The organism is Pelosinus sp. UFO1 (assembly GCF_000725345.1).
Taxonomy (GTDB): Bacteria; Bacillota; Negativicutes; order DSM-13327; family DSM-13327; genus Pelosinus.
In genome coordinates this window covers 299897-323987 of sequence record NZ_CP008852.1, presented here as the reverse complement: position 1 = coordinate 323987, position 24091 = coordinate 299897, and the positions used below count along the sequence as shown (strand labels likewise).

Sequence of the window (24091 nt, the reverse complement as noted above, 5' to 3'; positions counted from 1 at the left end):
ATCTCCTTTATTGTGTTAATATTTCGTTAAATCAATTATCGCCATTATATCACTATTTTTTTGCATTATCATTGGCATAAAATCATAAAAATCATGGTTTTTTTATACTCAAAGGATAAAGGAGTAGTAATTTGAACATCAAAGACATACTAAAAATGCCATCCCTTTATGGGACAAAATTAATAGCCGGCAAAAATGGAATCTTAAATGAAATACATGGTGTCAACGTACTTGAGGCAACTGATATAGCAAATTGGGGGCGTTCTGGAGAGGTTATCCTTACCAGTTTTTTTGCTCTGCAAAATTTGAGCGATAGTGAATTGGACGTATTTTTTGAAAAACTCCATAACATAGGCATTAGTGCGGTTATAATTAAGATCGATAGGCTTGTTACCCAGATACCAAATAAAATAATCGAGCTTTGCGACAACTATTTAATCCCGTTAATCCAGATTAGTAAGGATGTAAAATATGAATCCATCATTCTCGAGATATTAGGGCCAATAATAAATAAAAATATGAACCTGCTAAATAAGTATTACGAAGTACATAGCGAGCTAACCAGCCTTGCGATGAAAATGCCGTCAATGGACAATATACTATGTGAATTTAAAAAAATGATACTTCGTGATGTAAGCCTTATTAATTCTGCAAAGGGAACTGAAATCAGCACAAACCCTGAACTTTGCGACGTGACAGTAATAGATACAAGTGAAGTTTCAACTGAGAAGTACGTGCATTTCAAGTATGAGCGTAAAACTGTAGTCTATAATGGCACTAATCCAAAGATAGCCGGCAAACAGATTAGAGTCCGTATACCCCATCTCGTATATGATGACTACGAACTGGTTATCCACGAACTGCCGGATCAAATTAGTTCAGAAGATTTCATGGTAATAGAAAACGCAGTAAAATTTTTACAGATGGAACTATTAAAAAACTATATAATCTCGCAAAATCTATTTCAACAAAAAAACAACATCATAGGCGACTTATTAAATGACAGACTCTACGCGGAAAAAGACATAGATGAGGTACTGGAATCCCTTAATATAAATAGACATAAGCACTACCAAGTGATTCTCATAAAGCTGTATCAACGAGACGAAAAAAGAAATGTGGGCAAAAATCTCATGCCCCAAACTCTAAGGCAGATTAGAATCAAATTTAAATCCAGTTTCAAAGATATAATTTTCTTGGAAAAATTGGATATAGTGGTGTTTATACTTAATTTTAGCGATAATCAAAATAGCATTAATGCGGACTCTATTGAAAAAATAATGAATCCGCTAGTTGAAAATGACCTGTTTAAAGAGTTCTATTACTATGTAAGTATTAGCTCGAAAGTAGAAAAATTGGGTATTCCCAAAGCAAACAGAGAAGTTTTGGACACGTTAAAAGTACTAATGTTATTCTACAATTCGAATAAAATATTGCCCTATGAAGAGCTAGGCATTTACAAACTATTCTTAGACTCAAACAGCCTGGACGATCTTAAAAAGTTCATATCTCCCAGAATAGCTAGTTTCAGACACGAGTATCCACTACTATTCGAGACTCTAAAAACCTTTCTGGACACAAATCAGAACTATATCCTCACCTCTGAAAAGCTGTTTCTTCACCCAAAGACTGTGAGGTATAGAATTGACAAGATAAAAAATCTGCTGGACATAGATTTTATGAACCCGGAGGAACTACTTCAAATTCAAATAGCCTCAAGGCTGTTTAAACTGATTGACGGGGGAAAAATTAATGAATAAACCGGAAATTTTCAGCTTTGTGACAGAAGAAAATATCAAATTGAATGTGAATTTGTATAAGGCAAAAAATAATAGAAAAAACATAACGATACTATATTTTCATGGCGGCGGACTGCTTTATGGAGTGAGAGACGACCTGCCGGAAATTTATATAAATAATTTTTTAAACGCAGGGTATGATTTTTTGGCGCTAGATTATCCATTAGCGCCGGAATCAAAACTGGACATGATTTTAAAATCAGTCTTCGAAATGCTTTTCTTCTATTTGAAAAATCTGGACAAGGTATTTGAATTAAAAAATAATAAATACGTGCTATTTGGGAGGTCGGCAGGAGCCTATCTCTCTTTTATGATGTGTGATATGTTAATTAAAAATGAAGCCTTAATGCCAATGGCAATCATAAGCCTGTATGGATATGCGAGGCTTGACGAAGTTCAATTTAACACACCAAACAAATATTATAACAAGTTAGCCAGCGTACCGGATGAAAGCATAGAAAAAATTATCTCGGATAGCCCGGTGACATATGGCCCAATGAATTTGAGATTTTCCCTCTATATAAAGGCTAGACAGGAAGGAATGTGGATAAAGCACCTCTGTGGAAAAGAAGATCCAAAAAAATACTCATTAGATGACGAAAAACTTAAAGCTTTCCCGCCGACAATATTGGCAGCGGCAACCCTAGACCCAGATGTGCCATATAGAATGACAAAGACACTACGTAAGCTAATCCCAAACTCACACCTTATAACAATCTACAGAGAAGTCCACGACTTCGATAGAGATGTAAACGATGAGTCAGGAAGATTGACATATGAAGAAATAATAAAATGGCTGGAAGATAGAATATGATTTCTATTGCAGAACTTTTAAAAAACCCGCCCTTCTCTCAAATGACCGTTTTGAACCGGGCCGCCGATTTGTCTCGTAAGGTGGACAGCGCCGATATTTCGGAAACGCCGGACATTACATTTTTTATCAAACCCCATACCTTGCTGATTACAACCGGCATGGCCTTTAAAGAGGATTCGGCCGGCTTCTGCCGGATGATTGAGGAATTAAACTGTCTCCCCATTGCTGGAATCTGCGTGAAGCTGGGCCGGTTTATCGACGAACTGGATCCCTCTATTCTCGAAACCGCCGATAAGCTTCATTTTCCCCTGCTTCAGATTCCTGCTTCCTGGACGCTGGGAATAACCTGCCATCAACTCCTCTCCTACCTCTGGAATGTAGAAAATCAACAGCTTCTAAACGCTCTGAAAATTCAACGGGAGTATTCCCAAATGCTGATAAAAGACACTCCTATTTCTGCTCTCCTTGCCCATCTGAGCCGGACAGTCCGGCAAGTGGTGTTTTTGACCGACCCCTTTTGGGAAATAATAGACACCTCCCTTCCTATGGGTAAGGAAACGATGGGGATGAATCAGACAATAGCCGCCATAAAAGAAAGCGGAAAATTTAGAAACTCTCCTTCCGAGTCTGTCCCCTCTTCCCTGTATGTTCAGGCTTCCCGCCCGTTTACCGCATGGATCTTTCCCGTTTGGCCCGCTTCTGTCCATCCCCACCTGCTTATTGTGCTGGAAGAAGAAAAAATTCCTTATCCCTTCTCTTATCTTGTAATTGAACAGACTGCCGCTGCCACCGCTTTTTCCCTTTACAAAAATCAAAAACTCAAAGAATTACACAGGAGAATACGGGAGGATTTTTTACGGCGGCTGACCCACAGCACCAGCAATACCGACACCACAGCTTTTCTGGAGCAGGGCGCCGACCTTGGTTTGGTTTCCTCCGATTATTACAGATTCCTTATTGTGGGGATCGATGGCTTGCTGGAGGAGAACAATCCTGTGCGCTCAGATCTCTATTCCCTTGTGTATGACTGGATGGAGCGGCATGTAGCAATTTTCGGGGAAAATGCCATTTTATTTTCCTGCCAGAAAAGCGAAACAATAATGATACTCTTGCAAAATCCTGTGGAAAATCTGGAAAGTTCCCTTGCTTTCATCAGAGAGCAAATGACTGCATTTCTCTCTGTTTCCATTTCCTGTGCTGCGGGGAATCCGGTTACTTCTCTCCATTCTCTGCCATTCTCGCGCATTGAGGCGGAAGAAATTTACCATCAATGCAGAGTGGAGGGCAGGAAAGCTTTTTTCCGCACCTATTATTCTCAAGGCGTTTCGGAGCTTTTGCGCTTTGTCCCTCAGGAACATGCCCACCATTTCTGCACCTGCATTTTAAAATCTCTGGCTTACCCAGAGCAGGAAGCGCAGGTAATTCTCCGCCAGACGCTTCAGACCTACTTGGATTGTCAGGGCGATATTGCCGAAACGGCCCGAGTGCTCTATATCCACCGCAACACTGTAAAATACCGGATAGCAAGACTAAATGATTTATTAGACACGCCTCTCTCCAATCCAGATTTTTCTTTACAGCTGCGGCTTGCACTGCTGATTTCCAAATTATAGTGATAAGCAAAAGGATCTCAACATCAGTTGAGACCCTTTGCTTATTACTTTTCTTTTAATCTAATGTATCCGATGCAAAAGCGCTTTTCCCCTCATAGCGGTTGTAATGGATGTCATCACTGACAAGATAATCATAGATTTCCTTTACTATGGGAATTCCACTCTTTTCATATTCTTTCGCCTTCTTTTCTGAAGATTCACCTGGAACCAGTACCTTATCAAAACCCAAAGCCGGGCGGAGCTCATGAATCTCATCCACCATTTTACTCACGTTGTTTTTAAATGTATCAATAGATGTAAAATAATCGGGATTTATTACCAGATGAACCTGTCCCAATTCACGTCCAGCAGAAAGATCGGCGTACATGGAGCTTACATGCTTTCCAGATGGAATGCCGAGCAAAGAGCCGCACAAAATATCGACCATCATCATGAGGCCATAGCCCTTGGAACCTGCAATCGCCAGAAGGCCACCAACAGCAAATGGATCAGTGGTAGGATGTCCATTCTTGTCTACCGCCCATGTTTCAGGAATAGGCTTGTTTTTTGCTCTGGCATCCAAAACCTTTCCCCAAGCCCCTACTGTAGTAGCCATATCAAATACAATTGGAGAACGCCCTGCACAAGGAGCGGCAAAGCCGATAGGGTTTGTTCCAAAGTATGGATCTGCTGATCCATAAGGCACCACCATAGGGTCGGACTGGCACATGGACATGGCGATCATATTTTCGTCGGTAGCCATTCTGAGAAAATATGAAAGGGTGCCACAATGCCCCAACTCACGCATGCCGACAAAACCGATTCCAGTTTCCTTAGCAAGCTTTATTGCTTCAATCATACCATTTTTTGCTACAACCATTCCTACTGCGTTGTCCCCTTCGTAAATACCTGTGCTGGGTCCTGTTTTCCTAAAGGAGAAATTAGGCTTCGCATTGCTGCCTCCCTTGGATATCCGTTCCGAATAGTATTCCACACGCACAGCTCCATGGGAATGTACCCCTCTGCCATCTGCGTAGCTCAAGTGGTTGGCAACTTCCTGCGCATGATCCTCGGGCAAGCCAGCCTTCATCACCTTATTCTTAATCAACTGATGCAATTCTTCCTTGTTTACCAATACCATCTCCTGGCTACTCATAATAAATAACACCCCTTTTATTCTATTTCCATCTGATTTTTTCTAGATGCTTTACGTTTATTGTACTTTTCTTTTCCCTTATTTGCATCATCCATACAGGATAATTTGTCCTACTTGATTTGTCTGTTTTGAACAAATAAATTAAACTTCTCTAACACCTTACGTAGATGGCTTGAAAATTGCTCAATCCATAAAGGAACTTAGCATAATTAGTCGAATAGTGACTAAAACTCTAAATACAGAAAGTCGAGGTGCCTATGAAAATCCAAGATGTTTTACAACTGTTTCAAGAACAATCGATATCGCTAGTTGCAGGTGCCAATGGGCTGAACAACATAGTTGAGTCTGTAAATATAATGGATTCCCCCGACATTGAAAACTGGGCTAAGGCTGGAGATTTGATTTTAACAACCGCTTATACCGTTAAAGATAATCCTCTTTTGCAAGAGCAACTACTTAAGCAACTCAAGGCATGTCGTTGTGCTGGCCTTGGCATTAAAACCAAACGTTTTTTACCAGAAATCCCTCAGAAGATGCTTGATATAGCAAATTACTTAGACTTTCCAATATTAGAACTTCCCTTAAATTTATCTTTATCTGAAATTATGAATCCGATCATCAGTAATATCGTAAATCGCCAATCCGTACTATTGCAACGCTCTAATGAGATTTATAAATCAATGACAACTGTAGCTATGAGTGGAGACGGATTGCCTGCAATTATTAGCTGTTTAGGTAAAATCACACAATGCCCTGTTGCTTGCTATGACGTAAATGGCATGTTAATTAATCACTGGCTACCAGCTAATATCCCTGGACAGGATACAAATATCCTTGTAGCTCTAAACAAACTCTTGCTTTGCCCTCAACCCACTAGCAGCTTTTCAGACAAAAATTCCTACGTCCAATCAATTACAGTTCAAAATCACTCTTATCTGAAAATATCAGGTAAGATTTTATCTAGCAATGAAATTTTTGGATATATAACTATACTTCAAAGATCCAGCGCTTTCTCTGATATTAATTTAGTAGCGATAGAACATGCCTGCACAGTTGCTACTTTGGAATTTTTGAAACAAAAAGCCGTAACCGAAAGTCACAAGCTATACTCCCGAGACATCCTGGAATATCTACTATTCAGTGATCTTAACCAACCCAATTCTAGCGAAATTATTGATACTTCCAAGCTAACCCAAGCTAAAGTTTATAAATGCTTAATTATTGAACCCGATACTGCAGAAAATGAATACACCCTACCTATTCTCTCTGTCAGACTATATGAAATCGTTCAACAAATCATTGCTGCAAGATATTCATTGTCCTTAGTATCCGAGCGGGCAGGGAAAATTATTGTTTTATTAGCATCCATCAATAATTTTAATCAAGAAAATGAAATGTATGAAAAACTACAACAATCTTTTGCCAACATTAATCCACTTAGAAAAGTATCCATTGGTATCGGTACTCCAGAACTAGACATTCGCGCTGTGCGCCAAAGTTTCCATAATGCATTAGCTTGCCTAAAACTTGGTCGTCTACTTAAAGGCCCTGGAAACACGACACATCCTTATGACATTGCAGGCTATTCCATCCTCCTTGCTGACAAGGAGACAACACATATTCTCACCCAACTTTATAATCCTATGATTGATAAACTAGAAAAATCTGACCAAAACCAAGGCACAGAATTTCTTAAAACACTAGAAAAATATCTAGAATTTGATAAAAGCCTTGCTGCCACAGCTAAAGAACTCTATGTTCACCGAAATACCTTAGCAAATCGACTCGAACGAATTGCTGACATAAGTGGACTGGACCTAGAAAATAGAGAACAGCTTTTTTGCTTGAGACTAGCTCTTAGAAGAAGAAAAATTTTAAAAGAGTAATCATTTTTTCTTCCTATAACTAGAAAGACCACACTATTTCAGTGCCTCTATTTTCACAGTAAAAGCGACGGCAGCAGATCCGATAGCCGCAATAGCCAAAAAAGCAAATGCCATATCAAAAGATCCTTTATTCAAGTCAATCAGATGTCCCATAGCAAAAGGAGAGACAAGCCCTGCTATTTGCCCACCTAGATTAACCATTCCCGAACCCGCTCCCATAATATCCGCTGGAATTGAATCAACAACAAGCCCCCAAAATGCAGCATAAGCCAAAAACATAAACAACGCGGCAACACTTTGATAAACAATCACCATATTCGGTGCAGCGACACTAAAAGTCATATATATAAAAAAGGCTGCCATCAACGAGCTTGGTATAAATAACCATTTTCTTTTTCCCTTAAAATAGTCTGATAAGTAACCGCCGATCAGCATTCCTATTGTTCCAATGAAAAAAGGAAGCGACCCATAAAAGCCTGTCTTAAGTAATGAAAACCCCCGTACTTCCATCAAATAAGAAGGTAGCCATGATATAAATCCCCAAAACGTAATATCAAATAAAAACCAAATTAATAGCATTTGCCACAAAACTGGTTTTTGCAAAAACTCTTTAAATGTTATTTTCTGATAGCTAATATTCGAGTTAGAAACATCCGGAGATACTAAATTTAGCTCAGATAATTCTTCCGGTGTAATATGAGGGTGCTCAGCAGGGTTGTCCTTAACGTAAAACCAGATTGCCAATCCAATTACTAAACCAGGTATACCCAAAGTAATAAAAACCGTATTCCAGCCAAAGGCAGCAATGATTCCAGCCGCAACTAACGAAGCAACTGCCGGTCCTAATGCATTGACAGAACCTTGAATGGCCGTTGCGGTTGCTCTTTCCTTCGGCGGAAAATACATTGCTATTGTTTTGAAAGACGATCCTGGAAAACAACCTTCACCTATACCAAAAACAAATCGGCATATCAACATCAACGGATAAGAAAGAACCATACCCGTGAGACTTGTAAAAACGGACCACCATACTATAGCAAAAGCCATTACCCTTCTCGGACCAAATTTATCAGCTAACATCCCGCCAGGTATTTGAAATATTGCATAGCCTGCAAAAAAAGTGCTAAGGATCATTCCTTGCGATGCAGCATTCAGCTGGAATTCTCTTCCAATAAATGGTAAGGCAATGCTAACTACCATTCTATCTAAAAAAGAAAATAACCATCCAACCCAAAGTATACTCAAAACGGTATAACGTGCCTTCCAATGAAATCCCCGGCTGACCCTGGCCGAATTTTTAAACATAGTACGCCCCCCAATTTTTAGTATGAAATTATTTTCATACTAAAATTCATAATATTTCGACTAAATCACTTAAAATAAAAAAGCGACCCACCATCCATTGATTTTTCTAATTACAATGCCATCATCACATAATGTTACGTCCCATACCTTCAACCCTTGCATTTTTGCGACATCACTGTTAACATTCCATTATTTTATTTAAAGTATATATTGATAAGCATTTCTTCGTCTAGAGCATATTCTTTTAAATATCAAGTTACAAATGTGCATATTGCCCAATCATTTTTCTTCTTGTTTACAGGACTTATACAGTTGATGTTAGATAATACCAATACATAGCCCTAATGGACTTTTTAGCAGAATAGCAATACAGCCAGTTTCTTTCCATAAATCATTTCCCTTCATCACAAAATATAATAAAGTGGACTATATCCTTACACTATAAGGATATAGTCCACTTTTAGCCATTAAAGATGATATCGTTCTCCACACCACAAATAACAGTGCAAAATTAACTATTTAACAAGCTCTACGGGTACGCGAAATAAGTAAAGGAGTAATGCAAGACCACCAAACAAAATACATAAGGCCAGCAATGGCCTTTTTTGATGTAATTGAAATGTGGGAAACATAATCATGTAAAATAGGAAGGACCAAACTAACGACCACCCATTTAAATGGATAAAATTACCTGTTTTAATAGCAAACCATTCCAAGAAAGTGTATAGACTCGCCCAAAACAATATGTACAGGCACTGGGTAACTAGCGCTTTAGGATAATTCGATAAAAAAAGGATGACCCCACAAGAATACATGACAATAACGACAAATAACTCGTGAAACAAGTGCGGCAGGCCTGGTATGAAATATAGCCATAAAGGTTGCTGATAAAACAGAGAGAAAGCTAAGATATCGCCAAACCCATAGAACAGAATCGTTGGATAGTAGCGTTGCCAATTTCGCCAGTCCCCCCATTTATAGGTAGCGACTATATATAGGATTGCAAAAATTAAATTCATTAGCATTTCTTTCACCCATAGTTATTATTACTTTTTGAGGGTATACTATCCACGGCAAACATTCCTAGTTAGTACATTGGGAAATGACCTGCAATCGAGTAAGATAGGTTCATCGACATAGAATATTAGATTTATTCGTAAAAAAAGAGTCCTGCCAATTTTCCACCAGAAAAATTTGGCAGGACTCTTTCTCATTAAAAATGGTAAGGTTCTGTGTATCAGCTATAATGATGAAATTCTGCTCTATAAACTATCCCGAATAGGCCGTTTTAATGCTTTGCGGAAACTCAAATACATTATGAGGATCATATTCTCTTTTTATATTTCTTAAATCTCGTAAATGTCCTCCATAGTAGGCGCACTCATAATGTGGCAGATTATTATAAGGAAAGTTTACATATGAACCCGCAGATATAGTATAAATATACTGAAAGCCTTCTGCTACCCATTCTTTGTGAGCCGGTGCTGTTGCTTCAATATCCCAGCTAGACGAAATTCCCATTATATAATCAGCCTGCCTGTAAAAGAAAGCAGTACAATCTGTTTTCACAGTCCTGACGGCTCCGCCTAATGAGTACAGTCCAATAAATGAATTGATCTCAGTAGGTGCGGTCTCAATAATGTTTATAACATTCTCCAATTCACAATGGGAAAGCTGTCTTTCAATAAATCTCCCAGTAGATTTAAAAGCTTCTCGCTTAGGATAGATTCCCCCTATTACCTTTACAGCTTCAATAAAGTCTACATACTCAATATTTTCAAAGGTTATTCCCGGTATATTTAAAAAAGGTTCCAAAATCCGCCTAGCCTCCTCGGGATATCCGTAAAAGAACCCAAAAAGCCGTGGGCCTGGCTTATATATTCTACCGAAGGCACTGATCCTTGGATCTAAATTCCTTAACCACTCTTGCCAAACTCGTAAAAATTCAAGCCTAGCGGATTTATTATCCCAACTTAACTGAATAAGAGTTATTTTATTTATCTTAGACAAATGGAATTTGTACGAGGTCACAACTCCGTAATTCCCGCCTCCTGCTCCCCTTAACGCCCAAAATAGTTTTTCATTACAGCAATTGTTTGCAGTTAACAGTTGTCCATTAGCATCTACCATTTTTGCTTCAATAAGACTATCAGCCGTGAGCCCCAAATATCGGGTAGATAGGCCTATACCACCTCCTAGTACCAACCCAGAAATCCCCACCGACATACATGTTCCACCAGGAAAAGTATATCCTGAATTATAGAGAGTTTTATATAAATGCATAAGTCGCGTTCCAGCTTGTACTTCAACAGTATCTTCCTCAGAATTGATCTTGATACCATTCATGAAAGAGGTATCTATCACCAGCTTCTCCGTACCAACCGAATAGCCCTCATAATTATGTCCTCCAGAACGAATCCGTACTTGTATCCCTTGTCTTTCTGACCATAATAAAGCATTAACTATATCCTGTATAGTAAGACAATAACAAATAGCTAAAGGATATTTGTTTATCGCCTCATTGAATTCTTGTCTTGCCCAATTATACGCAGCATCACAAGGGAATATCACCTTTCCTGTTAGCTCTTGGCAATTCAATGTACTCACCCTTTCTTACATCTCTTTAGATTATTTTATGTAAATTGCCCTGATTTTGTCACAGGAGTATAACTATACACGAAACAGATGCTTTGTTTTTCACTCCCTCTATCTATGCATTCTCATAGTAATAAAATCAACCGTTTAAAACGAATCGTTTTAAACGGTATCCTTAGCAACCTTATTTGAATGAGAAGAAGAATAGTTACAATTTCCGTCCCTTGAATGCAAATCCTATGTATGAAGATCCGTAAACTTCAAATACTAAACAGCAGATATTCTTGTACAAAGGTGGCTCTATTATGGCAAAAAAAATGAAAACAATGGATGGCAATCAGGCGGCTGCTGAGGCCTCTTACGCCCTTACCGAGGTTGCAATCATTTTCCCGATTACACCCTCATCGCCAATGGCCGAAGGAGTTGATGAAGCATCAGCTCACGGTAAAAAAAACTTGTTTGACCAACCTGTAAAAGTTGTAGAGATGCAATCAGAGGCGGGTGCTTCCGGAGCAGTTCACGGTTCACTTCAGGCAGGAGCTCTTACAACAACGTATACTGCTTCCCAAGGGTTACTCTTAATGATTCCTGAGATGTATAAAATGGCAGGTAATCTGGTACCGGCAGTTTTTCATGTAACCGCCCGTGCCCTAGCATCCCATGCCTTGTCAATTTTCGGTGATCACCAGGATATTAACGCCTGCCGTCAAACTGGTTTTACCTTACTTTGCTCTAACGATGTCCAAGAAGCTATGGATCTTGGCTATATTGCCCATCTTTCCGCAATTAAGTCTAGGGTACCATTCTTACATTTCTTTGACGGATTTAGAACATCTCATGAAATCCAGAAAATTGAAGTAACACCCGCTGACGCAATTGCGAAACTTGTCGATCATAAAGCAATTGAAGAATTTAGAAACCGGGCCCTGAATCCCGAACACCCTGTATTAAGGGGCACTGCTGAAAACCCTGATATTTATTTCCAAAATCGTGAGGCTTCTAATCCTTTTATCGAAGCGATTCCTGATATTGTGGAAAACTACTTCCAAGAATTTAAGAAAATTACTGGGCGTGAATACCACCCCTTCGAGTACTACGGGCATCCTGAAGCCGAGAACATAATCGTGGCCATGGGCTCAGTTTGCAACACAACGGAAGAAACGATCGATTACCTGCAGTCAAAAGGCGAAAAGGTTGGACTTCTCAAAGTTCACTTATACCGCCCGTTTTCGAGGAAATATTTCTTTGCGGTTTTGCCTAAATCGGTGAAGAAGATTGCTGTCTTGGACCGCACCAAAGAGCCTGGAGCAACTGGTGAACCGCTCTATCTTGATGTACTGCAGATGTTTAATCATGAGTCCGTAAAACCGGTGATCGTTGGCGGGAGATACGGCCTTGGATCGAAAGATACCACACCCAGCCACATCCTCGCTGTGTATGAGAATCTGAAACAAAACCAGCCTAAAGATCACTTCACAGTTGGAATTGTTGACGATGTCACCCACACCTCACTGCCGATAAAAGAGGCGGTAGATACTACGCCAGAAGGCACGATTAGCTGCAAATTCTGGGGACTTGGCTCTGACGGGACTGTCGGTGCTAATAAAACTGCGATTAAAATCATCGGTGACCATACCGACCTTTATGCGCAAGGATACTTTGAATACGACAGTAAAAAATCCGGCGGTACAACAATATCCCATTTGCGCTTTGGCAAAAAACCGATCAAATCCTCCTATTTAGTATCCGATGCCGACTATATTGCCTGCCATAACCGATCATTCCTTCATCATTACGACCTGCTTAAAGGGCTTAAGAAGAATGGTAACTTTGTCCTTAACTGCCCTTGGACGCCAGAAGAACTGGATGAACATCTACCAGCCCTCTTCAAACGCTATATCGCGAAAAACAATATCAACTTCTATACCATAGATGCCATATCCATTGCCGAAAAAATTGGACTCGGCGGCCGCATTAATATGATCATGCAGGCAGCTTTCTTTAAATTAGCGAACGTCATACCCGTCGAAGACGCCATCAAGTACCTAAAGGATTCCATCGAAAAAATGTACGGCAAAAAGGGCGCTAATATTGTTGAGATGAACCAAAAGGCTGTCGACCGCGGCGTTGATGGATTTCATCAGGTTAAAATTCCTGCCTCTTGGGCTGATGCCAAAGATGAAGATTTGTCCGTAAAAGACGAACCTGATTTTGTTAAAAACATTCAGCGTCCCATGGCCAGACACGACGGGGACGACCTCCCAGTCAGCGCCTTTGTCGGAATGGAGGACGGGACACACCCCCTTGGTACAACAAAATACGAAAAAAGAGGAATTGCCGTTTATCTTCCTGAATGGCAAATTGATAAATGTATTCAATGTAATCAATGTGCCTATGTATGCCCCCATGCGACCATTCGAGCTTTCCTCTTAAATGATGAAGAACAAGGAAAAGCTCCTGATACGTTTAAGACCACGGAACCAAGAAACAAGAAACTCCAAGGATATCATTACCGTATTCAGGTTGCTCCCCTTGATTGTACCGGATGCGGTAACTGTGCCGATATCTGTCCGGCACCGGGAAAAGCGCTTGTTATGAAGCCGGCCGACCATGAAATTGAGATGGAATCGGAAAACTGGGAATTTGCTATGAAGGTAACGGAAAAATCGGATGTAATGGATAAAAATACACTCTTTGGCAGCCAGCTTGCCAAACCTCTCCTTGAATTTAACGGAGCTTGCCCCGGCTGCGGTGAGACTCCCTATATCAGACTCCTCACACAATTATATGGTGACCGCATGCTGATTGCCAATGCTACAGGCTGTTCTTCGATCTGGGGCGGCAGTTCTCCCTCCATTCCTTATACAACGAATGCTGACGGAAAAGGACCGGCCTGGATGAACCCTCTCTTCGAAGATAACGCCGAATTTGGCTACGGCATGTATCTTGGTTCAAAACAAATTCGTGAAAAACTTGCCGATCTCATGTACCAGGGATTAAAGAGTTCGATCAGCGAAAACTTGAAGCAGTCCTTCCAAGAATGGCTTGACAATATGGACGATGGTGCAGGGTCTAAGAAAGCCGCGGCCCGCGTACTTGAAGAGCTGCAAAAGGAGACTGTCTCCAGCAATCCGATTCTGTCCGAAATTATGGCCCGCAAGGATTATCTCGTGAAACCTTCGGTTTGGATTCTCGGCGGGGATGGCTTTGCTTATGATATTGGTTATAACGGATTGGACCATGTCATCGCCAGCGGAGATGATGTAAACATTTTCATTATGGATACAGAGGTTTATTCTAACACAGGCGGCCAAGCCTCAAAGGCTACACCGACAGCAGCCATTGCAAAATTCGCAGCCGCCGGGAAGAAAATTCGCAAAAAAGATCTCGGGCTTATGGCTACAACATACGGCTATGTTTATGTCGCCCAAATCGCCATGGGGGCCAATATGAATCAAACCCTTAAAGCAATTACCGAAGCGGAAAGCTACAAAGGGCCATCCCTCATTATTGCCTATGCTTCTTGCGTAAACCATGGGATTAAAACTGGTATGGGCACAAGTATTTATGAGATGAAAAAAGCCGTTGAAGCGGGATATTGGCATCTCTGGCGTCACGATCCCCGTCTTAAAGATCAAGGTAAGAATCCTTTCGTACTCGATTCCAAAGAACCGACAGCCTCCTTCCAAGATTTCTTAAAGGGCGAAATTCGTTACTCCTCACTCAAGACGACCTTCCCGGAAATTGCGGATGGGATGTTTGCAGCTGCAGAAAAACATGCCCAGGAAAAATATCGTACCCTAAAGCGTATCGCAGAAATGCAGTATTAAGAAAAGACTTGGCTTACGCCAAGTCCTCGGACGCAGGCAGAAGCCTTAGTCGTTCTTACTTGGAATCAAGAAAGTGTTATACTTTCTGGTTCCGTAAAAAATCAGGGTGTCTCAATATTTGAGACACCCTGATTTTTACTTTAAAAAGTTACGACAAGGAGTTTGTATTTACCCATTCCCTAGCCTCAATCACGGACTCTTCACTGGGAATCGGAACATTTGACTCAGGCTTCGTACTTTCGATATGCCCACGCCAAGCCGCGGTTTCATGCCGCTCGATGGGATTTGCTAGAAACTTTTCTTTTGAACGATTTTCAGTCATATAAATACCTCCTTTAGTCCTTATCTTAGTATTTTCCAAGTTTGAAATTTTATTAGGGAGGTATCAATTTATCTAGTTTTTTCCGGAAAATGATAAAAAACCAACTAGCTAGTTAGAATCCTACATATTTTCCGTAATCGTTAAATATTAGATACTTTGCAATCGCATCTTCTTCTACTTCAGGAAGACGTGATTTGACTTCATAAAAACGATTGTCTATTCTATCGTCATTAGTTGTAGAAACTTCAAATAACGCAATATCACCTGTACCAGGAACACCTTGCCATTGATGATATTGACCTGTGCCTAAAGTGATACTTTGACCTGGTTTAAGAAAAATATTTTCACCCGCTTTTATTTTTTCGACTTTTCCATCAATAGTAACTTCTACATCGCTATCATCAAAATCTTCATTCACATTTGAATTATATAGAGTAATTTTTAATGTACCGCCACCTCGGTTAATGATATCCTCCATTTTGTGCCAATGAAAATGAAAAGGTAAGATTTGTCCGTCACGAACAAATAATAACTTCTCACAATACGGTTTTGGATACTTATTTTTATTATTAAAATTACCATTTCTAAATGTAAATATTGTTAATCCAGTATGGTTAAAATTATTTCTGCCAAAATCAGTAACATCCCATCCTAACATATTATCAACTATTTCACGCTGATCTTCTTTTATGCCTTTCCAATCATCGAGAGTATAATAAGCAAATGGAGGCAGCGGAATTTTAGATTTTTCAGTTGCTTTAATGGTATATTCAATAATATTGTTTATTTCTGATCGTTTCATATATATCCCCTTCCTTAATCACATACCATTTATCTCATAATATTTTCGTATTATTCATGCTGATTATCCTATTCTTTTACTATTTTTTTCTCCTATCTGTGTAAACTGATGCTCATGTACATAGGGTACGAATAAGCAGATTGATAAAAACCTTCCTACGCGTACCCAATGATCACATGATCTTTATACTCACATTTAGCCGGAAATTTTAAGACTGGCTAAATCTAACTCTTTTTCCTCTTCATCACTTTCTATTGCTTCTGAAGGCTTCCTTTTTAAAAACTGAATCAGAATAGCAAAGACACTTGATCCAATCAATAAACTTAATAACCACAATCCCGGATTCCGAATTCCAGGAAGTGCAAAGAAGCCACCTGCCGGAACTACGGAGGCACAATCCCAATACATAGTTAATGCTCCATCAACGGCAGCACCAATGGCCGTACAGATCGTAATACGCACTAAATCATTAAGAATAATAGGATATGATCCTTCTGTAATCTGACAACATCCCATTAAAAATGCTGATTTTAAAGCATCTATTTCTTGTTGAGAATATAAATCTCGATTGAGTAGCTTGCTTAAAAAATAACCTATTGTCAAACCAAAAGGTGCAATCATGGAAGCCGATATCAATGTAGAAATAGGTGCACCAATTCCCTGCGTCATAAGCGCAAGCACAAAGACAAATACAACTTTATTGATTGGTCCACCGTAATCAATAGCAGAAAGTATCCCCAAAATCGCGCCAAGAACGATAACGGAACTGCCCCCCTGAAAACTCGTCAGAAGCGTCGTAATACCATTTGCCAATGCAATAATAGGAATACCAACAAGATACTCCATAAATAAACCAACAATAATAGTAGTTAAAAGGGGCAATATCATTTGTGGCACTAAACCTTCAGCAAAGCTAGGCATTTTAATTACTTTTTTTAGCCAGTTAACGACCCAGCCACCTAAGTAACCACCTAATAAGCCACCTAGAAATCCAAAACCATTGGCTTTAGAAAGTAACCCTAGCAAAAATCCTGGTGCAATACCTGGGCGATCAGCAATCGAATAGGCAATAAAAGTAGAAATAAATACAGGCAAAATTCCTAATCCATCTCCTCCTAATGTTGTTAACGCATCGGGAATAGAAAATCCTTCTTTATAATTTTGTATTGTATGTCCGCCGAAGATATTCCCAATTACCATTAACATACCTGCTGCACATACATAAGGTATCATATAGGATATCCCCGTCATAGCATGTTTTCTTAACTGTAAACCATTCATAAGATCTATCCCTTCCTTCTATTGTATTTGCTTAATTTTGTATAATTTCTTCCATTTTTTTAATCAAACCATTAGCAGAGTGTACAACTACTTCTGTAGGAACTTCTATAATTTTTTTCCCAGAAAATCGTTCCTTTTCTTTAATATTTATATCTATAGCAAGAATTACAATATCCGCTTCTTTAATTTGTTCTGGCGTTAATTCATGTTCTGTACCAATTGTCCCTTGGGTTTCCATATGAATTTTATGACCCGCTTTACCTGCTGCTTTAATCAACTTTTCCCTTGCAATGTATGTATGGGCAATTCCTGCTACACAAGCTGCTACGCCAACAATTTTCATTTTATTCCCTCTTTTCTTTATGGAAATATTTTTTAAACCCATTACCTAATTTTCACAATATAATTAATTGAATATTCTTTATTTTTTAGTTTTATTTTGTCTACTGTTATTTAATTCCCTATTTATAAGTGCCTTTATGTTTAGTTTATTGATCAATATTTTCTTGAATATTATTTAAAATATTTTACTTTATCTATATCATTAAACAATTCCATCTTTTCTTCTATTGTGTCACGACAGGCACGAATGCAAGACGGGTAAATAACATTAGGCTCTCGTTCCAAACCGGTTTCATCTAAATATTTTTTCACTGCAGTCATAAAGCTCATTTTGATATCACTGGAAATATTTATTTTAGCAATACCTAGTTTGACAGAATTAGCAATTTCTTTATCAGGATTACTAGAACCACCATGTAACACTAAGGGAACATCCACTTTATTCCTTATCTTAGTAATAAGGTCTAATTTTAATTTAGGAGTAAATCCTTTTGGATAGATGCCATGAGCTGTCCCAATTGCAACAGCTAAAGAATCTACCCCTGTTTTTTCAACAAATTCTTTTGCATCATCTGGATTAGTATAAATAATTTCAGTCGTACCTTTTTCGATCGAATTTCCAGTTTGACCAATAGTACCTAGTTCACCTTCTACAGAAACTCCACAGGCACGAGCTGCTTCTACTACTTTTTTTGTTAAAGCAACATTTTCGTCAAAAGATAAATGTGACCCATCAATCATAACGGAAGTAAAGCCCAGTTGAATGGCATGCATGCATTCTTCATACGATGCTCCATGATCTAAATGTAAAACCATAGGAATTTTGCTGTGATTTGCTTCATAAATAACACTTGCAATAAAACTATTACGTAAAAAGCGCAACTCGTCTGGATGGATTGCCATAATAACGGGGGCTTGTTTTTCCTCTGCGCTTTCCATCATCGCCGTCAGCAGCTGTCCCGTTCCTGCATTAAAAGCCGGAACGGCAAATTGATGATGCTGTGCTACTTTAAGCATTTCCTTCATGTTGATTAACATAATGACCAACTCCCTTTTTAATTAGTAATGATAAACCACTTGTTAATTATTTAATAATCTATAATATTTATTTATAGATTATTATTCTATCTGCTGTGATAACAATTGAATCACTTCCTTTTTATTTTGAGTCGTTAATAATTTTTGCAATGTTTCATCATCTGCTAAAGCAGTTGCTACTTGAGATAATAATTTCAAGTGCACTGTTGTTTTATCTACATTTCTCACCGCAAATAAAATAACAAAATGCACGGGTAAATCATCCGGTGTCTCCCATTTTAAACTGTTCTTTGTTCTGCCAACAGCAATAGATGTTAAGCATACGGCATCTGATTTACCATGAGGAATTGCTATATGCCCACCAATGCCGGTTTTCCCCTCAGCTTCACGCAAGTAAACATCTTTAATAAAAGCTTCCTCTTGGATTACTTTTCCCTCTTTATAAAGCCTACTGGTAAGTTCTCGAATAACCTCATCTTTCGTCGTCGCTTTCATATCCAAGTCAATCAAATTCTCATTTAAAATATGATCAATTTGCATTTCATTATCCTCCTCTATAATTTTTAATAATTTAAACATTTGAATTAGAAACTATCATTAAATTGCAGTCACTATATTTTTCACTTTTAAAATATCAAGCTTATTAAATAAAGCACTTACTAAAACCGTTGGTATATCTTTTTGTAAGTTAAGATGAATTGTCGTTAATACTAAATCTATTTTTTCATTTTCTAAAACTTGTGTAATATGATTTGCTGAAACAGTATTGACTATTTCCCACTCAGGAAATGCATTTTTGACCCTCGTTTTAAGTAAGTGTGATGTTCCTATGCCCGAAGAGCAAACAATCAATACTCGTTTTACTGAGGATTGTTTTTCTAAAGATGCTTGGAAATAAACTACGATATAACTAATTTCATCATCGCTTATATTTTGCCAAACAGGAAAATTTTTCTGATCATTAAAACTATTTTGCACAACATCAAACATTACTGAAAATTCTTTTTTAATTTCTTGTAAAAGTGGATTATATATGGAGATGTCATATTCTACTCTTTTCAATAAAGAACACATATGTAAAAACAAATTTTTTTGTAATGTAATATCGCTAATAAAATCTACTTTCATGCGTTGAGACACATTTTGAATTAATTCAAGCGTCATCACTTTTTCTTTAGAGTTATTAGCCGTTAGCCCTATAATGACATTTTCTTGTGCTTCTATCCCACATGAAATTAAATATTGGTAAATATAAAACACTTCAATTTCAGGTACTTTTAAACTAATATACTGATTAATTTTTTTAATAACATATTGGGCAACTTGAAATATTTGTTCATTTTTTATTTCAGTATCTTTCTCTTGTAAAACCTCATATTCTGCTTTGAAACTATTATTGCGTAATCGTTTAATCAAAATAACCAGATGGGTAAAAATATTTATATAGTAAGGGTCTTTGATATTAGCATATAGCATATTTTCAACATCTTTTAATAAGTGCCGAATAAACTCAAAATCATCTTGAGAAAATTCTTCAAACATATAACGATAACTCTCTCGATCTAAATAAGGATTTTCTTGAAATGACACTGGCATATATTCTAGAATATACATCAGCATTTTGCGTATATCTTTTTCTTTCCCATTTACATAAGTTCCCTTATGAGAGCGAATCATCGTTAATTTATATATCTCAAGTTGTTTCTCAATACTCCTTAAATCATTAACAATAGAAGCATTACTCACATAATAATATTCAGATAAACTCTTTATCGATGTTTCTTGAGGTGATTGAAGCAATAACAGTATTAATAAGTGTTTTCTACGCTCAGTAGCACTCATTCCTAAAAAAAAGGTCTGCCGATATTCAATATTATGATGATTAATTATATGTAAAGAAGATACATCAAGTTGCAGTCCTTTTCCTTGACTTTGTTTTATGAAATCATCGCTCCCCATTTTCTTCTTTATTGACGTGATGTCTCTATAAATTGTTTTTTGCGAGACATTTAAAAAATCAGCTAATCGATTCGCTGAAACATATCCATCTGATTGTGCTAAAAAAGTAACGATTTTTTCCTCACGTACTGTTAAGTTTTCCACCATCGTCACCTCTTTATCTTTGAAATTAATAATACTTCAATATGTTAAAGTGTGCATTTATAAAAATTATTCTGTTTGCCATGTTTCACTTCTGTATATTCTGGTTGTTAACACATTGTTATTTTAACAACAAAAATATTGTTTGAAAATACTAATTATTGTCCATAACTTATAGACATTCTTAAACTTTTCCTAATACCAATATATATTTATCATCGTTTATAAGAGGAGCAATATAGCAGAAGATACCCAACAACCAAAGAGTTTTGGCCATTGGGTATCTTTTACTTTTATATTGAATTCACTAATACTTTCACGGTAAAACTTTCGGCTTGTCAAAAAACGTTTGCAAACTATTTGTATCTGTATTAGTTGGCCTCATTAACTCCGCCTCAATAAACATTCTTTTCATTTCTATTTGTATTAATTGTGAATTCCCTGAAATATTTGCCGTGATTAGCCTTTGCAAACTATCCCCGCACACATAAGGCAACACTTCAGCAATAAAATATTTTTTAGCTGCTTCATTGTTTACCATACCTTGCTTATTCGGCGTAAACTTAGAAAAATCAATCAAGTTACTATCCATTACATATCACTCTCCATTTTATTGTTCCTTGGAACAAAAATAGGGGGATTGTCTACAATCCTTTGTTACTAATATACACATTTATTATTATAAAATTATTTAGTATTTAAGAATTTCATAAAAAAAATTAATATAAATTAAACTTTATATAAGAAAAGACTTGGCTTGTGCCAAGTCCTCGGACGCAGGCAGAAGCCTTAGTCGTTCTTACTTGGAATCAAGAAAGTGCTATACTTTCTGATTCCGTAACAAAAGACTCAACTTGCAGTAGTGTTCTGCTTATTGAGTCTTTTGTCCAATAAAGTTTTCAATTCAATTCTAAGGAAACCAACCTCAATGGGCCTGATCCAAAGCTTTGTGCCCTGCTTCAGTAAACTGTTTATAGGAAAGAGTTGCCCCAGATACAGAGTCGACCTTATCAAGATTTTGTGTTTCTATCAGCCTAGGACCATAACTCATGGCTCCTTTTAATCCTTGCTGGGCCTTCTTGTAGAATTCAGGGTTTTCTATTTTACCGTTTGTTTTGCCATAATCAGCATCCTTGACTTTACCGTCTTTCTGAATCCCCTTATAATCGGCCTGAGTGATCTTACCTTCTTTAATCGTCAGCGTAATCTCACCAATTGCTCCCCGTTCATCAGGACTGCTTTTTGCCGTATACGTCCCATCCTTATAGGCTCCAGTATGAGCGCTGGCATGATTGGTATGGCCCGAATGATCTTCGGCAGTTTTTTGACCACAGCCAGTTAAGAGAATTGACATTATAGCACCTGTTACCATAACCAACAACCATTTTCTCATGAGACTTCCTCCTCCCTGCAGACGATCCTACGATCCATTCGATCTGCTATACGGCCGTGCTCTAAGACAATGCATCGTTCAGCGAGTTCAGCAACTCTTGGGTCATGGGTAACCATAATAATGGTATGTCCTTCGCGATGAAGCTGCTGGAAAAATTCTAAAACAATTTTCGCATTGGTTTCATCCAGGTTGCCTGTTGGCTCATCAGCCAAGATTAGCATGGGATAATTGATTAAAGCACGGGCGATACACACACGCTGCTGCTCACCACCAGAAAGCTGACTGGGCAAATGACGCGCTCTCTCCTTAAGACCCACCCGTTCTAAAGCTTCTAATGCTTCCTGTTCATCCGGCATACTGTGATAATACTGTGCTACCATAATATTTTCTACTGCCGTTAAATAAGGAATAAGATGAAATTGCTGGAATACCAGCCCAATCTTTTCTCTTCTGAGCATTGTCAGGTTTCCCGCTGTAACATCTGAAAAATCAATTCCATCCAATACAATGGAGCCACTAGAAGCTTTATCCATACAACCAATGATATTCATCAGGGTTGTCTTACCAGATCCAGACGGCCCCATTAGAGCCAGCCACTCTCCCTGCTGTACAGTTAAGTCAATCTCTTGAAGAGCCTTCACATTTCCGTAAATCATCGATACATTTTGTAATTCTAATAAACTCATATTGATTAACCTCCTTCACTCACCCCGCAGCACAATCGCCGGTTCAACATCTGTTGCAATTTTCACTGGTATCAGGCAGGCTAAGCCAGTCACTACGATTGATACAACCAAGGCTAATAGTGCAATTAAGGGCTGAAATGATATAATCCTGCCAAAAACATTAACACTTACCGCTTGTGCAAAAAAGAAGCCTAGAATGGTTCCCATTAGACCGCCTAAAGCCCCTAATGCCAAACCTTCACCTAAAAATTCTAAAATGATACTGCGATTTTCCGCACCTAACGCTTTTTTCAAGCCAATCTCTTTACGCCGTTCCGTAACTACGGCCATCATAGTGGTAGCCACACAAATCAACGTAAGCAACAGCACTACAATCGTAACCAAATATACCAAAGCCTGCAGTTTCCCTAGCACGGTCTGCTCTGATTGCGTCACTTGCTTGACTAAACGCGGTGCTACGCCAGGTACTTGCTGACCAATCTTCTGTGTCAAGGCTGTTAGTTCTGCCTCGTTAGCGGTAATGCTTACTTGTGCAATACTAACCACACCTTCCTTATGCAGCATCTGCTGCAATAAAGAAAGATCAAGAAAAACGAACTCTTCTTCCGGTCCGCCTGTCCGAACAATACCGGCTACCTTCACCTTTTTCTCAGTATCATTACCAGCTACTGTTAAAGTCACCTGCTGTCCTGGTTCAATTTTTAACCTTTCGGCAATATCAGCACCAATGACAATATCTTCCGACTGATCCTCTGGCCAGTTACCGCGAATCTGCCAGTAAGGGCTCACTTTCTTTACAGATTGAAAGCGTGTGCCTGCAACCTGTAATGGCTGCTCATTTACTTTAACACGATCATACAGGTATGGTGCAATGCCGATTAATTTATCTGCCTGCAACAGGCTGGTAGCATTGGAAACCAAGCTCTCCGATATAATCTGCTGATCACCAGCAGGTGTTAACAGTAAATTGGCACCATAGGAACGAAATTCTCTACCCATTTGTCTAGGAACATCATAATAAATAGTAACAAGTCCCGACACAACGGTCGCACCAATCGCTACAGCCATTAAGGCAATCAACATGCGGGACCGACGACGAAGCAGGGCATGCCAGATCATCTTAGTGTACATCGAATATTTTGTCATCTTT

The 24091-nt window shown here is 38.5% G+C and carries 20 protein-coding genes; 5 read left to right on the top strand and 15 right to left on the bottom strand.

What is annotated here, in order from left to right; translation table 11 throughout:
• Positions 1–131: 131 nt before the first annotated feature.
• Genes UFO1_RS01365 through UFO1_RS01355 form a run of 3 tightly spaced genes read left to right on the top strand, consistent with a single transcriptional unit; the run spans position 132 to position 4226 of the window.
• Positions 132–1760 (top strand): PucR family transcriptional regulator ligand-binding domain-containing protein, encoded by a 1629-nt coding sequence (locus UFO1_RS01365; RefSeq protein WP_038666940.1) that lies wholly within the window; start codon positions 132–134, stop codon positions 1758–1760.
• Entirely contained in the window at positions 1753–2613 is an 861-nt protein-coding gene (locus UFO1_RS01360; protein WP_038666937.1) for an alpha/beta hydrolase, read from the top strand. The genes UFO1_RS01365 and UFO1_RS01360 overlap by 8 nt, the downstream gene beginning before the upstream one ends.
• On the top strand, positions 2610–4226 hold the full coding sequence (locus UFO1_RS01355; RefSeq protein WP_038666934.1) for a PucR family transcriptional regulator: 1617 nt from the start codon (positions 2610–2612) through the stop codon (positions 4224–4226). The genes UFO1_RS01360 and UFO1_RS01355 overlap by 4 nt, the downstream gene beginning before the upstream one ends.
• 55 nt (positions 4227–4281) lie before the next feature.
• Here UFO1_RS01355 and allD read toward each other — a convergent pair whose 3' ends face one another.
• Positions 4282–5361: an ureidoglycolate dehydrogenase gene (gene allD, locus UFO1_RS01350; protein WP_084159766.1), complete on the bottom strand. Its 1080-nt coding sequence runs from the start codon at positions 5359–5361 to the stop codon at positions 4282–4284.
• A 257-nt stretch (positions 5362–5618) separates the two neighbouring features.
• Between allD and UFO1_RS01345 the strand changes: the two genes are divergently transcribed.
• Entirely contained in the window at positions 5619–7247 is a 1629-nt protein-coding gene (locus UFO1_RS01345; protein ID WP_038666930.1) for a PucR family transcriptional regulator, read from the top strand.
• Positions 7248–7280: 33 nt separating this feature from the next.
• Here UFO1_RS01345 and UFO1_RS01340 read toward each other — a convergent pair whose 3' ends face one another.
• From UFO1_RS01340 to UFO1_RS01330, 3 genes are all read right to left on the bottom strand, one after another.
• Positions 7281–8552, bottom strand: a complete 1272-nt coding sequence (locus tag UFO1_RS01340; protein WP_038666928.1) for an MFS transporter — start codon at positions 8550–8552, stop codon at positions 7281–7283.
• Positions 8553–9067: 515 nt separating this feature from the next.
• Positions 9068–9571 (bottom strand): CBO0543 family protein, encoded by a 504-nt coding sequence (locus UFO1_RS01335; protein ID WP_144390854.1) that lies wholly within the window; start codon positions 9569–9571, stop codon positions 9068–9070.
• A 250-nt stretch (positions 9572–9821) separates the two neighbouring features.
• A complete protein-coding gene (locus UFO1_RS01330) occupies positions 9822–11159 on the bottom strand; it encodes an FAD-binding oxidoreductase (protein WP_236639307.1) in 1338 nt (445 codons plus the stop codon).
• A gap of 293 nt (positions 11160–11452) precedes the next feature.
• Here UFO1_RS01330 and nifJ point away from each other — a divergent pair, with 293 nt between their 5' ends.
• Complete coding sequence (nifJ, locus tag UFO1_RS01325) at positions 11453–14977, top strand: pyruvate:ferredoxin (flavodoxin) oxidoreductase (RefSeq protein ID WP_038666919.1); 3525 nt, start codon at positions 11453–11455, stop codon at positions 14975–14977.
• Positions 14978–15125: 148 nt separating this feature from the next.
• On the opposite strand, the gene UFO1_RS24245 is transcribed toward nifJ, so the two are convergent.
• The 11 genes from UFO1_RS24245 to UFO1_RS01275 all read right to left on the bottom strand — a co-directional run bounded on the left by UFO1_RS24245 (position 15126) and on the right by UFO1_RS01275 (position 24087).
• Positions 15126–15299 (bottom strand): DUF3787 domain-containing protein, encoded by a 174-nt coding sequence (locus UFO1_RS24245; protein WP_071841976.1) that lies wholly within the window; start codon positions 15297–15299, stop codon positions 15126–15128.
• A 112-nt stretch (positions 15300–15411) separates the two neighbouring features.
• Complete coding sequence (locus UFO1_RS01320) at positions 15412–16101, bottom strand: D-lyxose/D-mannose family sugar isomerase (RefSeq protein WP_038666917.1); 690 nt, start codon at positions 16099–16101, stop codon at positions 15412–15414.
• Between the two features lie 195 nt (positions 16102–16296).
• The gene (locus UFO1_RS01315) at positions 16297–17382 is read right to left on the bottom strand and encodes a PTS fructose transporter subunit IIC (protein ID WP_038666915.1); all 1086 of its coding nucleotides are present in this window, start codon (positions 17380–17382) and stop codon (positions 16297–16299) included.
• Between the two features lie 31 nt (positions 17383–17413).
• On the bottom strand, positions 17414–17725 hold the full coding sequence (locus UFO1_RS01310; protein ID WP_038666912.1) for a PTS fructose transporter subunit IIB: 312 nt from the start codon (positions 17723–17725) through the stop codon (positions 17414–17416).
• 170 nt (positions 17726–17895) lie between these two features.
• A complete protein-coding gene (locus UFO1_RS01305) occupies positions 17896–18762 on the bottom strand; it encodes a ketose-bisphosphate aldolase (protein ID WP_038666909.1) in 867 nt (288 codons plus the stop codon).
• Between the two features lie 81 nt (positions 18763–18843).
• Complete coding sequence (locus UFO1_RS01300; protein WP_038666906.1) at positions 18844–19302, bottom strand: PTS sugar transporter subunit IIA; 459 nt, start codon at positions 19300–19302, stop codon at positions 18844–18846.
• A gap of 57 nt (positions 19303–19359) precedes the next feature.
• Positions 19360–20868, bottom strand: coding sequence for a PRD domain-containing protein (locus UFO1_RS01295; RefSeq protein WP_038666904.1), 1509 nt, complete (start codon positions 20866–20868; stop codon positions 19360–19362).
• A gap of 310 nt (positions 20869–21178) precedes the next feature.
• Positions 21179–21454 carry a hypothetical protein gene (locus tag UFO1_RS01290; protein WP_038666901.1) on the bottom strand — a complete coding sequence of 92 codons (276 nt, stop codon included), beginning with the start codon at positions 21452–21454 and terminating at the stop codon, positions 21179–21181.
• A 333-nt stretch (positions 21455–21787) separates the two neighbouring features.
• Positions 21788–22255 (bottom strand): FMN-binding protein, encoded by a 468-nt coding sequence (locus UFO1_RS01285; RefSeq protein ID WP_038666898.1) that lies wholly within the window; start codon positions 22253–22255, stop codon positions 21788–21790.
• Positions 22252–22941 carry an ABC transporter ATP-binding protein gene (locus tag UFO1_RS01280; RefSeq protein ID WP_038666895.1) on the bottom strand — a complete coding sequence of 230 codons (690 nt, stop codon included), beginning with the start codon at positions 22939–22941 and terminating at the stop codon, positions 22252–22254. Before UFO1_RS01280 ends, UFO1_RS01285 begins: the two co-directional genes overlap by 4 nt.
• 15 nt (positions 22942–22956) lie before the next feature.
• The gene (locus tag UFO1_RS01275; protein ID WP_038666892.1) at positions 22957–24087 is read right to left on the bottom strand and encodes an FtsX-like permease family protein; all 1131 of its coding nucleotides are present in this window, start codon (positions 24085–24087) and stop codon (positions 22957–22959) included.
• Positions 24088–24091: the final 4 nt, after the last annotated feature.

Coding starts and splice junctions, on each gene's coding strand:
- UFO1_RS01360 (WP_038666937.1), top strand. CDS start 1,753: ATGAATAAACCGGAAATTTTCAGCTTTGTGACAGAAGAAAATATCAAA.
- UFO1_RS01355 (WP_038666934.1), top strand. CDS start 2,610: ATGATTTCTATTGCAGAACTTTTAAAAAACCCGCCCTTCTCTCAAATG.
- allD (WP_084159766.1), bottom strand. CDS start 5,361: ATGAGTAGCCAGGAGATGGTATTGGTAAACAAGGAAGAATTGCATCAG.
- UFO1_RS01345 (WP_038666930.1), top strand. CDS start 5,619: ATGAAAATCCAAGATGTTTTACAACTGTTTCAAGAACAATCGATATCG.
- UFO1_RS01340 (WP_038666928.1), bottom strand. CDS start 8,552: ATGTTTAAAAATTCGGCCAGGGTCAGCCGGGGATTTCATTGGAAGGCA.
- UFO1_RS01335 (WP_144390854.1), bottom strand. CDS start 9,571: ATGAATTTAATTTTTGCAATCCTATATATAGTCGCTACCTATAAATGG.
- nifJ (WP_038666919.1), top strand. CDS start 11,453: ATGGCAAAAAAAATGAAAACAATGGATGGCAATCAGGCGGCTGCTGAG.
- UFO1_RS24245 (WP_071841976.1), bottom strand. CDS start 15,299: ATGACTGAAAATCGTTCAAAAGAAAAGTTTCTAGCAAATCCCATCGAG.
- UFO1_RS01320 (WP_038666917.1), bottom strand. CDS start 16,101: ATGAAACGATCAGAAATAAACAATATTATTGAATATACCATTAAAGCA.
- UFO1_RS01315 (WP_038666915.1), bottom strand. CDS start 17,382: ATGAATGGTTTACAGTTAAGAAAACATGCTATGACGGGGATATCCTAT.
- UFO1_RS01310 (WP_038666912.1), bottom strand. CDS start 17,725: ATGAAAATTGTTGGCGTAGCAGCTTGTGTAGCAGGAATTGCCCATACA.
- UFO1_RS01305 (WP_038666909.1), bottom strand. CDS start 18,762: ATGTTAATCAACATGAAGGAAATGCTTAAAGTAGCACAGCATCATCAA.
- UFO1_RS01300 (WP_038666906.1), bottom strand. CDS start 19,302: ATGCAAATTGATCATATTTTAAATGAGAATTTGATTGACTTGGATATG.
- UFO1_RS01295 (WP_038666904.1), bottom strand. CDS start 20,868: ATGGTGGAAAACTTAACAGTACGTGAGGAAAAAATCGTTACTTTTTTA.
- UFO1_RS01290 (WP_038666901.1), bottom strand. CDS start 21,454: ATGGATAGTAACTTGATTGATTTTTCTAAGTTTACGCCGAATAAGCAA.
- UFO1_RS01285 (WP_038666898.1), bottom strand. CDS start 22,255: ATGAGAAAATGGTTGTTGGTTATGGTAACAGGTGCTATAATGTCAATT.
- UFO1_RS01280 (WP_038666895.1), bottom strand. CDS start 22,941: ATGAGTTTATTAGAATTACAAAATGTATCGATGATTTACGGAAATGTG.
- UFO1_RS01275 (WP_038666892.1), bottom strand. CDS start 24,087: ATGACAAAATATTCGATGTACACTAAGATGATCTGGCATGCCCTGCTT.